This window comes from Kamptonema sp. UHCC 0994, from assembly GCF_029167235.1.
Classification (GTDB): Bacteria; Cyanobacteriota; Cyanobacteriia; order Cyanobacteriales; family Microcoleaceae; genus Kamptonema.
This window is the reverse complement of sequence record NZ_JARFTR010000113.1, coordinates 20,675-38,967: the sequence shown is the minus strand read 5'-3', so window position 1 is coordinate 38,967 and position 18,293 is coordinate 20,675. Positions and strand designations below refer to the sequence as shown.

General features: G+C 43.6%; 12 protein-coding genes and 1 tRNA gene. 6 read left to right on the top strand and 7 right to left on the bottom strand.

Annotated features, from left to right (window positions below; translation table 11 throughout):
• Positions 1-62: 62 nt before the first annotated feature.
• Positions 63-737 (top strand): 7-cyano-7-deazaguanine synthase QueC, encoded by a 675-nt coding sequence (gene queC, locus PY364_RS10975; RefSeq protein WP_275522487.1) that lies wholly within the window; start codon positions 63-65, stop codon positions 735-737.
• A gap of 35 nt (positions 738-772) precedes the next feature.
• On the opposite strand, the gene PY364_RS10970 is transcribed toward queC, so the two are convergent.
• Entirely contained in the window at positions 773-2,218 is a 1,446-nt protein-coding gene (locus tag PY364_RS10970) for a hemolysin family protein (RefSeq protein ID WP_275522485.1), read from the bottom strand.
• Between the two features lie 104 nt (positions 2,219-2,322).
• Positions 2,323-3,015, bottom strand: coding sequence for a hypothetical protein (locus PY364_RS10965; RefSeq protein ID WP_275522483.1), 693 nt, complete (start codon positions 3,013-3,015; stop codon positions 2,323-2,325).
• Positions 3,016-3,187: 172 nt separating this feature from the next.
• Here PY364_RS10965 and PY364_RS10960 point away from each other — a divergent pair.
• Positions 3,188-3,260: transfer RNA gene (locus PY364_RS10960), tRNA-Ile, on the top strand.
• A gap of 366 nt (positions 3,261-3,626) precedes the next feature.
• Here the strand turns inward: PY364_RS10960 and PY364_RS10955 are convergent.
• The 3 genes from PY364_RS10955 to PY364_RS10945 all read right to left on the bottom strand — a co-directional run bounded on the left by PY364_RS10955 (position 3,627) and on the right by PY364_RS10945 (position 6,959).
• Complete coding sequence (locus tag PY364_RS10955; RefSeq protein WP_275522480.1) at positions 3,627-4,817, bottom strand: hypothetical protein; 1,191 nt, start codon at positions 4,815-4,817, stop codon at positions 3,627-3,629.
• 15 nt (positions 4,818-4,832) lie between these two features.
• Positions 4,833-6,299: an MBOAT family protein gene (locus tag PY364_RS10950; RefSeq protein WP_275522478.1), complete on the bottom strand. Its 1,467-nt coding sequence runs from the start codon at positions 6,297-6,299 to the stop codon at positions 4,833-4,835.
• A gap of 264 nt (positions 6,300-6,563) precedes the next feature.
• Positions 6,564-6,959 carry a hypothetical protein gene (locus PY364_RS10945; protein WP_275522476.1) on the bottom strand — a complete coding sequence of 132 codons (396 nt, stop codon included), beginning with the start codon at positions 6,957-6,959 and terminating at the stop codon, positions 6,564-6,566.
• A gap of 90 nt (positions 6,960-7,049) precedes the next feature.
• Here PY364_RS10945 and pyrE point away from each other — a divergent pair, with 90 nt between their 5' ends.
• Positions 7,050-7,679, top strand: a complete 630-nt coding sequence (pyrE, locus tag PY364_RS10940; RefSeq protein WP_275522474.1) for an orotate phosphoribosyltransferase — start codon at positions 7,050-7,052, stop codon at positions 7,677-7,679.
• Positions 7,680-7,915: 236 nt separating this feature from the next.
• The gene (eno, locus tag PY364_RS10935; protein WP_275522473.1) at positions 7,916-9,202 is read left to right on the top strand and encodes a phosphopyruvate hydratase; all 1,287 of its coding nucleotides are present in this window, start codon (positions 7,916-7,918) and stop codon (positions 9,200-9,202) included.
• A gap of 52 nt (positions 9,203-9,254) precedes the next feature.
• Here the strand turns inward: eno and PY364_RS10930 are convergent, their stop codons facing one another.
• Together PY364_RS10930 and argC are read right to left on the bottom strand one after the other, a co-directional pair.
• Positions 9,255-13,637 carry a Calx-beta domain-containing protein gene (locus tag PY364_RS10930; RefSeq protein WP_275522471.1) on the bottom strand — a complete coding sequence of 1,461 codons (4,383 nt, stop codon included), beginning with the start codon at positions 13,635-13,637 and terminating at the stop codon, positions 9,255-9,257.
• A 472-nt stretch (positions 13,638-14,109) separates the two neighbouring features.
• The gene (gene argC, locus PY364_RS10925) at positions 14,110-15,168 is read right to left on the bottom strand and encodes an N-acetyl-gamma-glutamyl-phosphate reductase (protein WP_275522489.1); all 1,059 of its coding nucleotides are present in this window, start codon (positions 15,166-15,168) and stop codon (positions 14,110-14,112) included.
• A gap of 510 nt (positions 15,169-15,678) precedes the next feature.
• Here argC and PY364_RS10920 point away from each other — a divergent pair.
• Entirely contained in the window at positions 15,679-17,718 is a 2,040-nt protein-coding gene (locus tag PY364_RS10920; protein ID WP_275522469.1) for a mechanosensitive ion channel domain-containing protein, read from the top strand.
• Positions 17,719-17,832: 114 nt separating this feature from the next.
• Positions 17,833-18,270 (top strand): urease accessory protein UreE, encoded by a 438-nt coding sequence (gene ureE, locus PY364_RS10915; RefSeq protein WP_275522467.1) that lies wholly within the window; start codon positions 17,833-17,835, stop codon positions 18,268-18,270.
• The last annotated feature ends 23 nt before the right edge of the window (positions 18,271-18,293 follow it).

Sequence of the window (18,293 nt, the reverse complement as noted above, 5' to 3'; positions counted from 1 at the left end):
ACAAGTGAGCGTCAGCCCTATGAAAATATCTCAAGAAACTTATTCTATTGAGGTTGATCTAAGTGAAAGCAGTAGTTTTATTGTCGGGAGGATTAGACTCTTCTACAGTTTTGTATCAAGCTCAAGCAGATGGCTGCGAGAGTTATGCTATTTCCTTCGACTACCAGCAGCGACACCGACGGGAGTTGGAATCAGCAAAGGCGATCGCACTTTCCGCAGGCGTTACCAAACATCAAATTATATCCTTCGATCTTAGCCTGTGGGGCGGTTCAGCATTAACAGATAGTAAAATTGATTTTCCTCGCGATCGCACCCTCGCTCAAATGTCGGAAAGCATCCCCATCACCTACGTCCCCGCTCGTAATACAATTTTTCTTAGTTTTGCCCTCGCCTGGGCTGAAACCCTCAACGCCAATCGCATTTATATCGGCGTTAACGCCCTAGATTATTCCGGCTATCCAGACTGTCGCCCCGATTATATCCAAGCCATGCAAGAAGTATTTCGGTTAGGAACAAAACAGGGAAGAGAAGGGAATCCCATCTCTATTTTAACACCATTAATTGACCTAAAAAAGACAGAAATAATTAAATTAGGCAATAATTTGGGCGTACCTTGGGAAAAAACTTGGTCTTGTTACGCTGGCGGTGAACTTGCCTGTGGTATTTGCGATTCCTGTCGATTGCGCGTCGCAGCCTTTGAAGAATTGGGATTAAAAGATCCCATACCTTACGTTTAATTAGATGGATCTACTTAACAGTTAACAGTTAACAGTTAATTGTCTAATTCACCATCAATATCTGAATTATTGGCAGACTGGTAAGGTGTAGTTTGACTTCTATTTTTGGGCACAGTCTCAATCAAATCCTGAGTATCGGAACTCTCCAATATCCGAATCCGAATTTGATCTAAGCGTGCTCCAGAAGCCGAAATTACAGTAAATTCCAGATTTCCATAAACAAATATTTCCCCAAGAGCGGGAATAATTTGTAACTCATGGATTAGAAAACCTCCTAGAGTTTCGTATTCATCAGCGACGGGCAAATTGAAATTCAATATTTCATTAACAGATTCTAATTCTAACTGAGCCTGGACTAAAAAAGTCCGGTCATCTAACATTTGCAAATCCACTTCTTCCATATCTGCTGATTCGCGACTATCGCCGATAATTTCAGCAATCAAATCCTTAATAGTGACTAACCCGGATGTTCCGCCATATTCATTAACTACAATCACCACTTCTTCTGGCGATCGCTGCATTAAAGGCAGTAATTCGCTCAAAAGCATCACCTCTGGCACAAATCTAACTGGACGAATCCAAGGCTCAATTAGCGTCTGGGGAGAAAGCAAACCTTGAGCTAGAGGTTTAGCAAGTTGCTTGAAGTCAACAATACCAATAATATCGTCTAAAGATTCCCCAAAAGCAGGATAGCGGGAGTGTCCAGAAATAGCTATTTCATTCAGCAGCATTTGAAACGTAGCAGTCCTAGGAATTGCCGCAATGCTAGTGCGAGTAGTCATCACTTCTTCCACTGAAACAGCTCCAAACTCAAAAACATTATTGAGTAATTTTCGCTCCTGGGCCTGCAAACCAGTTGACTCAGTAGAAGTAGCAATAATTAGCTGTAATTCTTGGGGAGTAACTGGTCGATGAGGAACACCGTATTCCATGCCAAGAACGCGCAGTAACCAGCGAGTAGACTGGTTGAGAATCCAAATAAACGGGTTAAAAAAACGTGCGATCGCTAAACTGGGAGGGCCTAAAACCTTTGCTAATTGTTCTGAATGCAGCAAAGCAATCGATTTCGGTAGGAGTTCCCCCAGCACAATTTGCAAATAAGCCAGGAGGAAAAAAGTCAATATGGATATACCCAGAGAATGAGCGATCGCCTCGCTAATATTGACTGGTAGTGGCAAGTAAGCCAGAAACCTTCTCACCAGAATTGCCATTGTCCCCTCACCGATCCAGCCAAGAGCCAGACTAGACAGGGTAATTCCTAACTGTGTGGTCGAAAGGAGACGTTCAATTCTGCGCTGTAAATATTGCACAGTCTGAGCTTCTAAATCGCCCACCGCAGCTAAATGGTTGATATGCGATCGCCTTACCGAGACAATCGAAAACTCCGCCGTGACAAAGAAAGCATTGATAGCAATCAGTAGTAAAACTGCTAGCAACCGCAACAGCGCATCTGTCCAAGTAAGGGCAGGTAAGCTAGGCATTCCTAGCACCGCCTTTGACAACCACAACAGGGGCAACCATCTTTGATATTCTTAATCTTCTTAATCAAGTTTGACCATACTATCACCGCTGATTCGGAGCACTCTTATTTTGGGACTAAAATTCCAGATATCTGTAGCTGGAGTTTTTGATTAGGATAATCCGTCAGCGTCAGTGAAAGTTGTTTGGCATTGTCCAGCAAAGCTGTGGGAATACTCACCGTTCCATAATACACTTCCCCATTAGGTGGTAATTCCCCTGGCAAATCTTCAGCACTAGCACTCAGGGCCCGACCTTGGTCATCAGTGACATTCAAGAAACTATAGAGAAAGCGCACAGATTGAGAGCCTTCATTCTTCATGCTCACATCCAGCAGCAGAGAACTACCACGCTCGCGAATAGAACTAACTTCCAGCGTTACTCCTCCATCGCGGCTATTAACCGGAAACTTCGTCTTGGCATTCTCGTTTTTAACAGGTTTTTTGGCCTGGGCAGATTTAGCCGTCGCCTTATCTGCATCCGAATTACCCTTGGCAGTCCCCTTGTCCACATCACGGCCTTCCATCCGCGCTTTGACAGCTTTGAGAATATCCTTCTCGTTCATAATAGGGACTGCCTCGCGAGGATTTGAACTTCCCTTGGTACCACCCGCGTTGTTACCGGGGCGGAAATCTGGTTGAGTAATCCCTTTCAAAGCTTGGCGACCTACGGTAAAACCCCATGAAGCACTCGTCAAACCGGCTCCAAACATGAGGGTGAGCAGAATTAAGGTCAGCACTACAGTTGAGTTCAATGCCATTGCCTGTAAAGTTACGCCAAATCGCCCTGAAAACTGTTATTGGCTACAGATAGCCTGTAGCCAGCAACCGAGCCAAATCAGCCAGTCGGCCGATCGGCAATTTCTATTTCAGTAATCTAGTTTTAGCACGGACTGGGAAATTGTGTTATTATCTGATATCATCTAAATTAAAGCGCCTTTGGCCGATTGGGGAGGCAGCGAGCTCATAATTCGCTTTCAGACTGGTTCGATTCCAGTAGGGCGCACTTATAGCAACCGCCAAGGCGGTTTAAGAGGGGCTAGGGGCTAGGGAAGAGAGAAGGCAGAAGAATGGTTTTGAATTCAGAATGTCCTAACTGCCTTGGCGACTGCTATAGCCTTTCTCAAAAAGGTGAAGTACGAATTTTGACCTGGAAAGCTTGACAATACAGGGTTTCTGTATACCTCATTTATCTAAGAACCGCTATATATAGCAACCGCTTTCGTCAGTTAGGACACTCGCTCATGGCCCAAACCATTAACTCTGTTCCCCTTCTTCCCCTTCTTCCCCTTCTTCCCCTTCTTCCCCTAGCCCCTAGCCCCTAGCCCCTAGCCCCTAACCGCCCTGGCGGTTGCTATATATCCAACCCTGCTTACTTTAAAAAGTTCTCTACACCTTCGCAAAATGAGCAATTTGGGTTAGGTTCTAAACCTTTCACAAGTTGCACTGTATCAGGGTTATTTTTCGCCCAAATTTCGCGATCGCTACTAATCTTAGCAAGCTGAGCTTCAATATTGTCTGGTGTCAGCAAAACTCCAAAATCTCTAGGCTGAGTTTCTTCTCGGTATTGGAAAATCCTATTTATTACCAAATCTCCCACTTCTTTACGGTAATGGGAGCTTTCTATATAATTTTTCATATTATTACTAATAGGTTCAGTTGTAATACTATTGTAACCAGAAAAATCCCAGACGGGAGCCATTGCGACTATTCGGCGCTTCCACTGTTCAAAAACTGACCAAAAGCCAGCATCTCGAATAACTTCCCATTCAGTAGCATGACAGGGTGAAATAAACAGTTCTAATTTAATACCCCGTTGCCGACAAATATCTATTAAATTTTTTAAATCATTCATATTTGACTCTGAAAGCTGGTAGGTTTGATAAAATTCCGGTCGAGTCCGAAAAGCTTTTAATACTTCCTCAAAAATAATTATCTGGGGTTGATTTTGATAAGTTTCCCGAATAAAATAAGGAGTGTCTCTCATCCCATTTTGGTAAAAATGACCTGTAGCATTAGGCTCTTTTCTATTAGAATTTATTGTGATTTTACTAGACACTAAAGCATCCAAAGAAAAAAGAACTTCCCACGCATCTTGAAAAACAATGCTAGTTTTCTCTAAGCGATTTTCTCGGAAACTAGGGGTAAGCTTCCCAAATTGATTAAACATAAAAAAATCTAGACCTAAAACAACTAACTTTAAATCGGGTTGGTTGACGATTGCGTGTTGTAAATAGCGCTTAGCTTCATACATATTTCCTCCAGTAATCCCCAGGTTATAAACTGGTTGGTAATTCTTCAATGCCGGATGATTTGGATCTAAACCAATTTCAGCCCTAGAAGAACCTAGAAAAACAGCTTTGGGAGCAATTTTAGTAATAGCAATAGCTTTAAATAATCTGACGTGATTGTGATTTTCTGATTTCACCTTATTAAAACCAACAATACTTAAATTGCCCATCACACCGTAGGGATCGACCAAAAAATTAAATGCTCCAATCAACCCCATTAAGAAGAATACAACGGCAAGAAAACTAAAAATATAACGGCGGTAAGATTTCATTATTTTTACTTAACCTCAAAATTGGAAGTAAAGAAACTCAGAGACACGATTTAGAGAAATCAAACAGAAAACTGCTAAGCTAGCTGTTGCTAACATCCACGCCTCTGTCGGCTTGAAACGCTGCATAATTTGCTGCGTATTCGGTAAGAGGCTAACACACAGTAATAGTCCAATCAATATAATTAGAGTATTTCGCAAACCAAAGTTAGGGAAGTAAGCTAGTTCTTGAAACCTTACTCCTAGTGGAGTCAAGAAATTGAGAGGATCTTGAAAAGAAGTAGGTAATATAAAGCCTTTCATCCCTACCATCGCCTTCAAAATTTCTTTAGCCTTGTTAATATCATGAGCACGAAATAGTACCCAACTAGCTAAAATAGCTAAAAATGTCAGCGTCCAACATAGCAATTTTGGCAAAGAAATATTCAGCTTGCGCCATAGTTGATGAATTACCAAAAATAACCCATGTATCCCCCCCCATAAGACAAAAGTCCAGCCTGCACCATGCCACAGTCCACCTAACAGCATAGTTACCATCAGATTAACATATCGGCGAAATTCTCCTTGGCGATTGCCACCCAGAGGAATGTACAAATAATCACGGAGAAAATTAGAAAGAGTAATATGCCACCGCCGCCAAAAGTCAGTAATTGAGGTAGCTTTATAAGGAGAGTTAAAGTTATAAGGTAAGGGAATATTAAACATCCATCCTAAGCCAACTGCCATATCCGAGTAGCCAGAAAAATCAAAATACAATTGCAAAGTATAACTAATTGCTCCCGCCCAAGCTTCGAGGAAGCTGACATTACCGGCATTATTAAAAACAGGGGCTACCCAAGGGGAGATATTATCTGCGATAATTACCTTTTTGGATAATCCCAGTGTAAACATTGTTAAGCCCCTAGCTACATTTTTATGGGAAAAAACAAATGTTCGTATTTGCCGTAACTCTGGAATTAGTTCATTGTGGCGCAGAATTGGGCCTGCAATTAGTTGAGGAAAGAAGGAAATGAACAGACTGTAAGAGATTAAATCATATTTATATTTTTCGTGTTCTCCCCGATAGACATCTACGAGATAAGCAATTTGGGTGAATGTATAAAATGAAATTGCTAGAGGTAATGAAATCGCAGGAATTGACCATTCCGTGTGAAAAATTTGATTCCAAAAATCGACAAAAAAATTGGCGTATTTGTAATAGCCAATATTTGCTAAGTTCAAAATTATGCCTAGCCAAAGTAGAGCTTTTGCTTGCTGACGATTAGATAGGACGCGCTGGATTTGTTCACCTATATAATAGTTAAAACTTACAGAAATAAGGATGATGGGCAGATAGGCAATATTCCAGTAAGCGTAAAAAAACAAGGAAGTGAATGCTAGCCACCAAATTGCAGCTTTGACTAAATGAAATTTGCAGAGAGTAAAAAATACAAGAATAGTAATCGGTAGAAAGCCAAATATAAATACGTAAGAATTAAAAAGCATAGTAGATGCACTAATGGCTAATGGCTAATGGCTAATGGCTAATGGCTAATGGCTAATGGCTAATGGCTAATGGCTAATTGGTAATGGCTAATTGGTAATGGCTAATTGGTAATGGCTAATTACCCATCTCCCGGCTCCCTGCTCAAGAGCTTCCTAGTTCTACTATAAAATCCAGCAGGATGCACTATGGGAAGCAGAGCATCCTGGCTGAATTGAGAGTTGTCAGAGAGAGCAGCCTTGAAATCACGAATCGCCAGACCTAAATTAAGGTGCGATCTTTTGACCCGATGGTAGCCCTAACAACGAGGTATTAAAGGGATTGAGTGCATCTGGGACGCGAATGATTGGATCGCTAGAGATTTGTTGTTGGAGCATTTCTCGATAGAGGCCGTGAAGCTGGCTAGAATCCCGTTCAATTTGCTTTTCAGGAAAACCAATAATGCCAGTGGGCGAACCGATGCCTAAAAGGTCATTTGTATATCCTTGAAAGTTGACACTTTGGAAAAAGTCTCCAGAACTTTCAAAGAAACGCCGATTAAATTCATCGGCAACTGGATGATATCCAAAGGGTTCTGCTTGAGCGATTTTGACAGATCCTAATATAGTAGAAACGATCGCGATCGCTAACACACCACTAAGACTTTTTAACTTTTGGGGCATGATCTTAAGCCTCAAGATTAATTCAGATTCTAATATAGACTGATTATCGGCTATTTATTTACTTTCTCAACTTTGTTGGCTGTTACCGTTATGGATGAAATTCTGTCTCCGACTGGGTTAGCTGTCTCTTTAGCTACTACTGATTTAACAAGTTTACGCGAACAACTTCTAGATTTGCTGTGCGAGTTTGCCTACCGCGAAGGGGACTTTGTACTTTCTTCTGGTCAGCAGAGTTCTTATTATATCAACTGTAAGCCTGTGACGCTCCACCCTCAAGGTGCTTTGGCTGTGGGGCGTTTGCTGTTGTCGGCGCTACCGACGAATACGCAAGCTGTGGCGGGTTTGACTTTGGGTGCTGACCCGATTGTATCAGCGGTGAGTGTGGTTTCAGCTTATGAAAATCGACCCATTCCGGCACTGATCGTGCGGAAGGAGTCGAAAGGACATGGGACGATGGCTTATATTGAGGGGCCGGTGTTGCAGGAAGGCGCTAAGGTTGTGGTTTTGGAAGATGTGGTGACAACTGGCGGATCGGCGATGAAGGCGGTGGAACGCTTGCGGGGTGCGGGTTATCAGGTGGATCGAGTAATTTCCTTGATCGATCGCAAGCAAGGGGGATCGCAGTTATATAGTTCAGCGGGTTTGGAGTTTGAGGCTTTGTTTACGATCGCGGATCTTCAGGAGTGGCGATCGCGCACCGCCAAGGCGGCTAGGGGCTAGGGCGTGTTTTCAAGCTATAAGTTTGATGTAGGGGCGAAGCATTCGGGCGATAAATTATCCCTATAAACCAATATTTTGTGTCCGAACTACCCTTGCCCCCCACTTGAACAAAACGACCAAATCCGCAAAGATTTTTAACATCGCGCCAACCAGTCCGGGGATCGCATAACCTATTAGCGGTCAAAATTACAGCCAAGAGCCATCAGGTCTCAAATAACCTAGGGAAGCAATTAAATATGCTAGACACAGCGATCGACTCAATTCGGGCAAGGGAAATTCTCGACTCACGGGGCCGCCCCACAATCGAAGCCGAAGTGTATTTAATCAACGGTGCAGTCGGACTTGCCCAAGTTCCCAGCGGGGCATCTACAGGTAGCTTTGAAGCCCACGAACTGCGAGACGGCGATAAAAAGCGCTACAGCGGCAAAGGCGTTCTCAAGGCGGTTCAGAATGTCGAAGAGAAAATAGCGCCTGCATTGGAGAATGTGGACGCTCTCGATCAATCTTTGGTAGACCGTACCATGATTGACTTAGATGGCTCGCCCAATAAATCAAAGCTGGGCGCTAATGCCATCCTCGCAGTCTCTCTGGCAACAGCGAAAGCAGCAGCAGATACTTTGGCACTCCCTCTCTACCGCTATCTGGGTGGCCCGCTAGCGAATTTGCTACCTGTCCCCTTGATGAATGTTATCAACGGTGGCTCTCACGCGAATAACAATGTGGACATTCAGGAATTTATGATTGTCCCTGTGGGTGCGCCATCTTTTAAGGAGGCTTTGCGCTGGGGTGCAGAGGTGTTTGAATCTCTGAGCAAAGTCTTAAAAGATCGGGGTTTGCTGACTGGTGTAGGCGATGAGGGGGGTTTTGCTCCTAATCTGGAATCTAATCAAGCAGCTTTGGATTTGTTAATCGCGGCAATTGAAAAAGCTGGCTATAAACCAGGGGAAGAAGTTGCTTTAGCTTTGGATGTAGCTGCTAGCGAATTTTACAAAGATGGGAAATACACCTATGACGGTAGCGCTCATTCACCAGCGGAGTTGATTGATTATTTGGAGAGCTTGGTTGGGCAATATCCGATTGTTTCCATTGAAGATGCTTTACACGAGGATGACTGGGATAGTTGGGTATTGCTGACGCAAAAGTTGGGGGCAAAAACTCAATTGGTGGGTGATGATTTGTTTGTTACCAATCGCACTCGCTTGCAAAAGGGTATCGATTTGAAAGCTAGCAATTCGATTTTGATTAAGCTTAATCAAATCGGTTCTTTAACTGAGACTCTGGAAACTATTGATTTGGCAACTCGCAATAGTTATCGGTCGATTATTAGCCATCGTTCTGGTGAAACTGAGGATACGACTATTGCTGATTTAGCAGTAGCAACTCGTGCGGGTCAAATTAAGACTGGTTCTTTGTGTCGCAGCGAACGGGTGGCTAAATATAATCGCTTGTTGCGGATAGAGGGAGAGTTGGGCGATAGCGCTGTTTATGCTGGTACTATCGGTTTTGGGCCGAAGGTTGTTTAAGTTTTAACCGCAGATCAACGCAGATATTGGACTACTATCTGCGTTGATCTGTTTAAATTAAGAGGAAATCTTGATCGGTAATGAGGGAAGCATTAACACCCACAAGATTTGCGATAGGCATTCCACTCTGCTTAACTGTCAGCAATACCCCATTATTTCCCTGTGTAATCTGCAACTGGTCAAAGGTGAATCCTCCTGACAATCCAATCGCATCTTCCCCCTTAGTAAAATCTGCGATCGACTCAAACCCAACTTCAGGACACAACACAAATATATCATTTCCTGCACCCCCCATTAAACTATCAAAACCAGCATTGCCACACAAAATATCATTACCTTTGCCTCCCAATAGTGTATCATTAATACTACCACCATACAGGGTATCATTCCCTTCTTGTCCTAATAATAAATTCTCCCCTTCATCCCCAATTAAAATATCATTGTTTTTGCCACCATACAAGGTATCATTTCCTTTACCTCCCGCAATAAAATCATCGTCATTATCGCCATAAATTTGGTCATTTTCTTCTCGTCCATTCAGAGAATCATTTCCTCGATTTCCCCGAATTATATCTTCTCCTTCCCCACCTAGAATAATATCATTATCTTTGCCACCAAAGAGGGAATCATTGCCACTACCACCAACAATAAAATCATGGCCTTCATTACCATTAAGTGTATCACCTTGATCGTCGGCAAATAAGTTGTCATCTCCTGGCAAAGCATCAAAAAAGCTAGGGGAGTTATTGCCATAATAAGCATCATTTTGGTTAGTACCTATTTGGATATTTGCACTACCATTAATTACGTTATCGGTGGTATTAGGTTGATAGAGATCCGGGTGAGAAATGCGATCGCAAAAACAAGTTGAGGAAGGCGTTACCTCTGGTTTAGGTGTTGGTGTTACCTCTGGTGTTAATGTTACCTCTGGTGTCGGAGTTGCTGTAGGAATTGGCGTAGGTGTTGCTGTTACCTCTGGTGTCGGTGTTGCTGTAGGAATTGGTGCGGGTGCTGCTGTAGGAATTGGTGTGGGTATTGGTGTAGGAATTGGTGTAGGAATTGGTGTCGGTGTTACTGTTACCTCTGGTGTCGGAGTTGCTGTAGGAATTGGCGTAGGTGTTGGTGTAGGAATTGGTGTCGGAATTGGTGTTGGTGTAGGAATTGGTGTCGGTGTTGCTGTAGGAATTGGTGTGGGAGTTGGCGTAGGAGTTGGTGTAAGAATTGGTGTGGGAGTTGGCGTAGGAGTTGGTGTAGGAACACTATCATTATCAGTAATATTAGCCGTCACCGAATTAACAGAAATACCATTATAATTAGTATCAGTTGAACTCACCGTATGACTAATAATTCCAGTATGACTACCTTCAATTAAAGCATCATCAACAGCAGTAACGGTGACAGTTTGTGGCGTACTCCAATTAGCCGCAGTAAAAGTAACTGTGGCCGCCGAAGTATTAGTTTGAGAAGTATTACCAATAGCAATATTAACATCCGCCGTTGGTTGTGAGGTTAAAACCACCGTATAACTACCAGTTGCGCCGCCTTCTGTCACATTCGTAGAAGTGGGAGTAATTGTCACATTGGCACTATCATTATCAGTAATATCAGCCGTCACCGAATCGACAGCAATACCGTCATAATTAGTATCCGTTGAACTCGCCGTATGACTAATAATTCCAGTATGACTACCTTCAATTAAAGCATCATCAACAGCAGTCACAGTGACAGTTTGTGGCGTACTCCAATTAGCCGTAGTAAAAGTAACTGTAGCCGCCGAAGTATTAGTTTGAGAAGTATTACCAATAGCAATATTAACATCCGCCGTTGGTTGTGAGGTTAAAACCACCGTATAACTACCAGTTGCACCACCTTCTGTCGCATTCGTAGAAGTGGGAGTAATTGTCACATTGGCAGTATCGTCGTTAGTAATTGTACCAGTTCCCTGGTTAGCAGTTGTGTCGATTAAAGCATTAGTGGCGCTATCTAAATTGACGGTAAAAGTTTCGTCACTTTCATCAATTTCATCGCCTTTTGATTGAACAGTAATGGTTTGTGTGAGGGAACCGCCAGCGGTAAAATTAATGCTATTATCGTTATCAATATAGTCATTATCGGCAAGAGTTGCAGTACCGTCATTGGTGCTATAATTGACGGTGACATTTTGAGTTGTGGCGCGAGAAAGTGTGGCGGTAAAAGTGTAATCAGTCGTGCCACTGTTAGCTTCATTTTGAGCGATCGAAGTGGGTGTAATGCTGACAATTGGTGCATCAATGATGACACTGTTGGAAAATTCAGAAGTGTCATTAGTTGTGAGATTGGTGGCGGTGGCGGCGACGAAATTACCGAGGGATGCTAATGATAGATTGGTGAGGCTAAAGTTGGCGTTGCCGGCAGCATCGGTGGTAATGTTAGAGAAACCAATATAGTTTTTGCCTTCGCCGTTTCCAGAGGCATCTAATACATCGTTGGCGAAAAATTCTAGGCGAAAAGTAGTATTAGCACTGCCGTTGAAAGTACCAACACAAGCGGTGTTGCTGCCAGCAATTTCAGCGAAGGTGAGAACCGGGAAATTTTGCAGATTGTTCGCACCCGTATCGCTATCGCCTGTGTCGTTGGCACTGACACCATCATTGCCTAAGTCAATGCCTAAGTTAGTATTAGAAAAAATGCTGTTGCCAACAATAGAATTATTAACGGTATCGGCATTGGCAAACACGCCAACTGGGTTAAAGGCAATGATATTCGATTGCAGTGATTGATTAGTTGTCCCACCAAGCGTATTGTTGTTTGCACCCCCAATGATTCGCACGCCACTATTGGCATTGGGAATGGCAAGAGTCCCTGTGGCATTGGTGCCGATATAGTTCCCTGCGATGTTGTTATTATTACTGGCATCAATAGTTATGCCATCATTATCATTGCCGGAAATAAGGTTGCGATCGCCCGCTGTCGCACCGCCAATGGTATTATTAGCAGCAGAGACAGTGATGCCGCTTGCGTTATTACCTTGGTCAATGGTTCCAGTGACATCTGTACCGATAAAGTTTCCTAAAATAAAGTTATTGGTACTCTGAATTTGGATGCCTTCACTCTGGAAGCGATTAATTGTCAAACCTTGAATTGTACTGCCATCAGAACCACCACCCAAAGTAAGACCACTGACTCCTACCCCTGCATTTGTTCCATCCAGAACGATTTTTAATTGGGCATCATTACCAACAGCTAAGGTATTTTTACTCGCCCCAGTTTGACTATATCCGTCAATAATAACGGCTTGAGTAATATTAGGTAAAGCGGAAGTCGGACTAATTGTATGGGGCCCCGCTCCAGTAATATTGAAAGTAATGGTATCGGTGCCAGTAATGGCGTTGGCGTTGGTAATTGCTTGCCGCAATGAACCTTCGCCGCTATCGTTGGTATTAGTGACAGCGAAATCATTTTGTGCGATCGTCACGCTGCCTGTATTATTAGCCGCATCAACAATATAAGTGGGGTCGGTTGCTAAAGATAAATCAAATGTTTCACTGGCTTCAGCGGGAATATCATCAATAGCAGTAAAGGTAATATCGGCTGTACTAACGCCATTATTAAAAGTAAAAATAGTGCCGCTGGCATTTAATGTGCCGCCGGATGCGACGCTGAGGTTATAGTCAGTGCCAATTCCCGCAACGGTCGAAAGATTAACTGCTAATGTGCCAATGCTGTTGCTGCGAATTAGGCGGAATGTTCCGGTGTTGATGTTTCCTTCGTCGGCGGTGGTGTCTGTGGCGGTGAGACTGACGGTAGGTATCGTGAGGGAGAAGTCATCGATCGCCAATCCGTGATCGTTTCCCGCATCGTTACGTTCTACCCAACGAACCCAAAGCGTGTCACCATTTGCCCAAGGGGTAGTAATAGTTCCACCTTTGCCGCTAACCATACCCGCCACGTTGCCATCCACAGCACCGGTAGTATTGTTTACAAGTGATGTCCAGTCAAAATTGCTACCCGGTGCCGTCCAAGTTGGAACGGTAGTAAAGGTACTGCCAAAGCCATACTCCAGAACCATACTCTGTGCTGTCGCGTTCGCAGCCCGCCACTGTTCGCCGTTAAATGATAAGGTGTAATTGTTTAGCGTCGTGCCAGTATTGTTGGTAGCGGCAAAGGCAATCCAACCTGCGATCGCACTTCCCCCAGGACTACCGAAGTAACCACCTCCCGACCCAAGACCACCCAAGGCGCGATCGGTGTTACCAGTAGTCCCGTAACTATAAAAGCTTCCAGTAGCGCTACCGCCATTATCTGCGTTGTAGGCTGTTATGGCAGTTCCGGTGCTAGGCTGACGGAAAAGAGACCAACCGGAAAGGGTCGAATCATTTGTCCAAGCGTTAGCCGTACCCGTATTGGCAAGGTTATCAAAGTCTTGGGAGTAGGAACCATTAAAGCTGACTGGCACCGGCTACCTCCTTACATACAATTTATAGAAACCGCCCGTGTTAGGACGCAAATTGATGTTGCAATTATAGATTATTGCTTCAGGTTGATGCCAGTCACTTTACGAAAAATTGGTTCGCAAAATGTCCAAAAGGCATCTGCCAAAAATCCAGCACAATTAGTAGGGTGCGTCAGACACTCAAATCCTTATTCTCTCGTTTGATATCTGGGTCTGACGCACCCTACTAATTCCTTGAAGTATTGTAGGGTGCGTCAGCCAGAAGCGTTTACCCAGTAAGTGTAAGTGTTCGCTTCTGACGCAACTACTAATTCATTGAAGTGTGACAATTGCGTAAGTCATACAAAAGGTATAAGTTATTTAATTTTCACTCCTGAGTAATCAGCAATTAGCAATTAGCAATTAGCCATTAGCCATTAGCCATTAGCCATTAGCCATTAGCCATTAGCCATTAGCCATTAGCCATTAGCAATTTCTATGGATAAAAACCTAACTGCGGCAATCCTAAAGTTTCTTCCCATCCCATCATTAAGTTCATACACTGTACGCCCTGACCTGCTTGACCTTTAATTAAGTTATCAATTGCTGACATTACAATTACTCGGTCTGTGCGTGGATCTACTTCTACGCCGATGTAGCAGAGATTAGTGCCGCAGGCCCATTTTGTTTGGGGATAAACGCCGCTAGGTAGGATTTTTACCCAGGGACAATTCCGGTAAAAGGCGTTGAAGATTGTGAGTAAATCTTCTCGGACTAATCCGGGATCGCGAAGGTTGGCGTAGACTGTGGCTAGGATGCCTCGCACCATTGGTATGAGGTGGGGTGTAAATTGCACTTTGATGTCGTGTCCGGCTAAATCGCTGCAAATTTGTTCGATTTCCGGGGTGTGGCGGTGGCGGGCGACTGCGTAGGCGGCCAGAGAGTTGTCTGCTTCGGCTAACAACAGGTTGATTTCGGCTTTGCGGCCACCGCCGGATGTGCCTGATTTGGCATCAACGATCGCAGTTTCCGGGACGATGATACCTTGTTTGAGCAAGGGTGCGAGGGCTAGAAGGCTGGCGGTGACGTAGCAGCCGGCGCAGCCTACGAGTTGGGCGGTTTTGATGCGATCGCGATACAGTTCTGGTAGACCGTAGACAGCAGTTGAGGCGATCGCAGCGTCTTGGCGATCGCCTCCGTACCAAGCTTTATATGTTTCTAAGTTGGCAAACCGATAATCTGCTGACAGATCCAAAACTTTGCACCCCTTTTCTAGCAATTTGGGTGCCATCTGGTACGCTAAACCGTTGGGTAACGAGAGAAATACTACTTCACATTTAGAGGCAATATTATCCAAGTCAATCGCTTCGATCGTCAAGTCAATGGAGTTGCTTAAGTGTGGGTACAAACTGGAAAAAAGTTTGCCAGCACTACTATCACCGCCTAAATAAACAACTTGTGCCCTTGGGTGATCCGCTAACAGTCGCACAAGTTGCACGCCACCGTAGCCTGATGCCCCAACTATTCCTACTGGCACTCGCCCTAAATCTCCCATCATCTTACTCCCAGGCTGTTTGAGTCAAAAACGTTTGTACTTTCGCTGCATTGTACAAGATCGCTGCAATTCTATGCTGTTTGGCATCTAAATTCTGATACGCGGCGCAGCCGTAGTCTGGGCTTGCCTCTATCGATGAATTTGCAGGAACTTATACAGGTTAATAAAGTAACTATTTTTACAGTTTTTCCAAGCTTGGGCTATGTTTGTGTAGTAGCGACTTTACTCGCTATCATATCTGTAAAATAAATGATAGATATCATAGCATTTTTCAATTAGGCAGTTACTCTTAATTAGCAGTTAGTAAAATCTTGTTGATATTAAGTATTGCCCAAAAATAAAACATAAAACTTTTTATGTTTCATGGTTTTGTGGCTTAATAGTAGAACTGAGATTAAAAAAAAATTAGAAATTATTGACAAGGGTAAAATTCCGGTTATAATTTAGCCTGAGACGATCGACCGGGCTAAAATCAAATCAAGTAAAAATACTTAAGGAGAAATAGTTATAATGTTACGTAATAGAGTCCGTGCAATTTTACTCACTGGGGTAATTGGTGTCTTGGTAATCTGGGCGATACCAGCACGATCGCAGTTTGAACCACCGGAACCAGATCCTCCGGCTGAAACTGAGGTGAAAACTGAAAAGGTTGAGCTTGCACCAGAAGGAGATGCCAAAGCAGCAGTTACGGCTAAAGAGCCAGATATTCCGGTTGATGAATTGCAATTGCTAGTCAAACCGCTTTCCCTGGAAGAACTCCTAAACGAAGCCGCAGCTTGGCAACTATTGCTCAAAGGCAAAGTTGAAGAAATTAGCAATGCTGAAGTTGCCGTCAAGCGTCAGAATCGATCTATAGCCAAACAGCAAGAAGTCGCAGGTTCGCTAGACGAAGCGAAGAAAGCACTAGAAGAAAGTGACAAAGCCCTAAAGAGCGCTGTCCCCGGATCGCCAGAATACCAAGAAGCCGCGAAAAAGGCAGAAGAAGCTAAAGAAAAACTTAAAAAAGCCCAGGAAGGCATTAAAGAAGCAAGTCAAGCCAAAACGGAACTCAAGCAGGATGATACCCTGAACGAAGCTTTGAAAAAAGCTGAAAAAACAGGTGAACTGGAGCTGGCACAAACAACCCTCGACGAAGCGAAGAAAGAGCGAGAGAAGATAGATGCTAGTTCCCCTGCTTACAACGCTGCAACTCAAAAAATTGACGCTCTAGACAAGGCAATCAAAGCTGTTGAAGAGGCAGAAAAAAACCAAAAAGGTTTTGCTCCCGACTCACCGGAATACAAGCAAGGCACACAAAAAATAGAAGAGGCTCACATACAGCTCAAAAAAGCGCGGGAAGCGATTACTGGAAATACGAGCAGTAGTAATGGTGGCACAGGCGCAGCCGAGAAATCTGCTGATAAACTTGATGAAGCCGCAGCAACCATTGAAAATACTAATATCAAGGCGAACGGTGAAACACTAACGGCAAACAGTTCCCCTGGGCCTGGTAGCGGTCAAGGAAACGTTGAGAAAAAAGGGCAGCAGCTTCAAAAAACGTCAGATAAGTTGCAAGAAAATGCTCAAAATGAAGCAGAATTGAAAAATAAACTGCTTGTCAACGCGACAAATCTCCAGTCAGGAAGAACGGCAATTGTAGACCGATTCAACGTGATTTTAGAAGAATTGGATCGCAAAGGTGGTGACAGCAAGTATTACCGCAAATACATTGAAGCTATCACTAAAGCTGAAATTGATGTGACTGATACCCAAGGTTTAGGAGTGCGGGTTATCAGTTGGTTAAAATCAGATGAAGGTGGTTTGCGCTGGGCAGGTAATTTAGGTAAATTTGTCGGTATTGTCCTGGCTTCTGCAATCGTGTTTCAAATACTAGGCGTGATAGTTAGCAAGCTGCTTAAATTGTCTAATACCTCCAAATTGATGCGCCAATTTATAGTTGTTATCATCAAGCGAGGAGGAATTTTTGTTGGCGTGCTTCTAGCTTTGACAGCACTAGAGGTTAGTCTTGCGCCTGTTTTGGCTGTACTTGGGGGCGCAAGTTTTATCTTTGCCTTCGCCTTGCAAAGCAACCTCGGTAATTTTGCCAGTGGGTTAATGCTGATGCTTTACAAACCCTTTGATGTCGGTGATGAAGTTGAATTAGCTGGGGTGTTTGGTACTGTTGACTCCATCAGTCTAGCGAGTACAAGGCTAAAAACTCTAACTGCCGATCTGGTGACTATCCCTAACAATACAGTTTGGGAAGATAAGATTATCAATTACAGCCACGATCAATATCGCAGGATTCAACTGACAATTCGCAGCGACTATAGCAACAACATTTCTCAAGTACGGAAAGTTCTAGTAGAAGTTGCAAAAGATCATCCCTCGATACTAGAAAATCCAGCTCCTCCTACAACTGGGGAAATTGAATTTGAAGAATATTACGTCCAAATCAATTTATGGGTATGGACGAAAACTGCGGAATTCTGGAAAACTAAATCTGAACTCTTTTCAATGATTCAGGAACGTTTCGAGAAAGAAGGATACTCCATCGCTACGCCTCCATAGGGAAGAAGGGAATAGAATTAAGGGTGGAAGGAAACTAGAATTTCCTAACCACCTTGGCGGTTGCTATAAGTGTTAAAAATAACCTGGGTGTGAAATCTTAATAGGAATAGCGAAATGTTAGTTTTGACCGAAAGATTACCTGCAAATCCTGATGCGGCTGTCAGTTTTACTTTACCTCTAACAGCTCTTGAGCGCACGCGATCGCGCCATCGGTTTGAAACAGATTCCGAGGAAGAGTTGCACCTACGTTTGCCGAGAGGGACTGTACTGCGCGATCGCGATCTCCTAAAATCTGAAGATGATAGCTGTTTAGTTAGGGTCAGCGCGAAACCGGAACCTGTGATGACTGCGATCGCGCCGGATTGGCTATTATTAATGCGAGCAGCCTACCATTTAGGTAATCGCCACATTCCCGTAGAAATTACTCCTAATTATTTACGTCTATCTCCCGATTCAGTTTTGCAGGGAATGCTGGAAAAAATGGGTTTAGAAGTGAAAGCAGAGATTGCACCATTTCAACCAGAAATAGGGGCTTATGGACATAATCATTGAATTTCGTCAATAGTTTATATAGA

Excerpts from the sequence above, each read along its gene's own strand:
- PY364_RS10970 (WP_275522485.1), bottom strand. The coding sequence starts at position 2,218 with ATGCCTAGCTTACCTGCCCTTACTTGGACAGATGCGCTGTTGCGGTTG.
- PY364_RS10965 (WP_275522483.1), bottom strand. The coding sequence starts at position 3,015 with ATGGCATTGAACTCAACTGTAGTGCTGACCTTAATTCTGCTCACCCTC.
- PY364_RS10955 (WP_275522480.1), bottom strand. The coding sequence starts at position 4,817 with ATGAAATCTTACCGCCGTTATATTTTTAGTTTTCTTGCCGTTGTATTC.
- PY364_RS10950 (WP_275522478.1), bottom strand. The coding sequence starts at position 6,299 with ATGCTTTTTAATTCTTACGTATTTATATTTGGCTTTCTACCGATTACT.
- PY364_RS10945 (WP_275522476.1), bottom strand. The coding sequence starts at position 6,959 with ATGCCCCAAAAGTTAAAAAGTCTTAGTGGTGTGTTAGCGATCGCGATC.
- pyrE (WP_275522474.1), top strand. The coding sequence starts at position 7,050 with ATGGATGAAATTCTGTCTCCGACTGGGTTAGCTGTCTCTTTAGCTACT.
- eno (WP_275522473.1), top strand. The coding sequence starts at position 7,916 with ATGCTAGACACAGCGATCGACTCAATTCGGGCAAGGGAAATTCTCGAC.
- argC (WP_275522489.1), bottom strand. The coding sequence starts at position 15,168 with ATGGGAGATTTAGGGCGAGTGCCAGTAGGAATAGTTGGGGCATCAGGC.
- PY364_RS10920 (WP_275522469.1), top strand. The coding sequence starts at position 15,679 with ATGTTACGTAATAGAGTCCGTGCAATTTTACTCACTGGGGTAATTGGT.
- ureE (WP_275522467.1), top strand. The coding sequence starts at position 17,833 with ATGTTAGTTTTGACCGAAAGATTACCTGCAAATCCTGATGCGGCTGTC.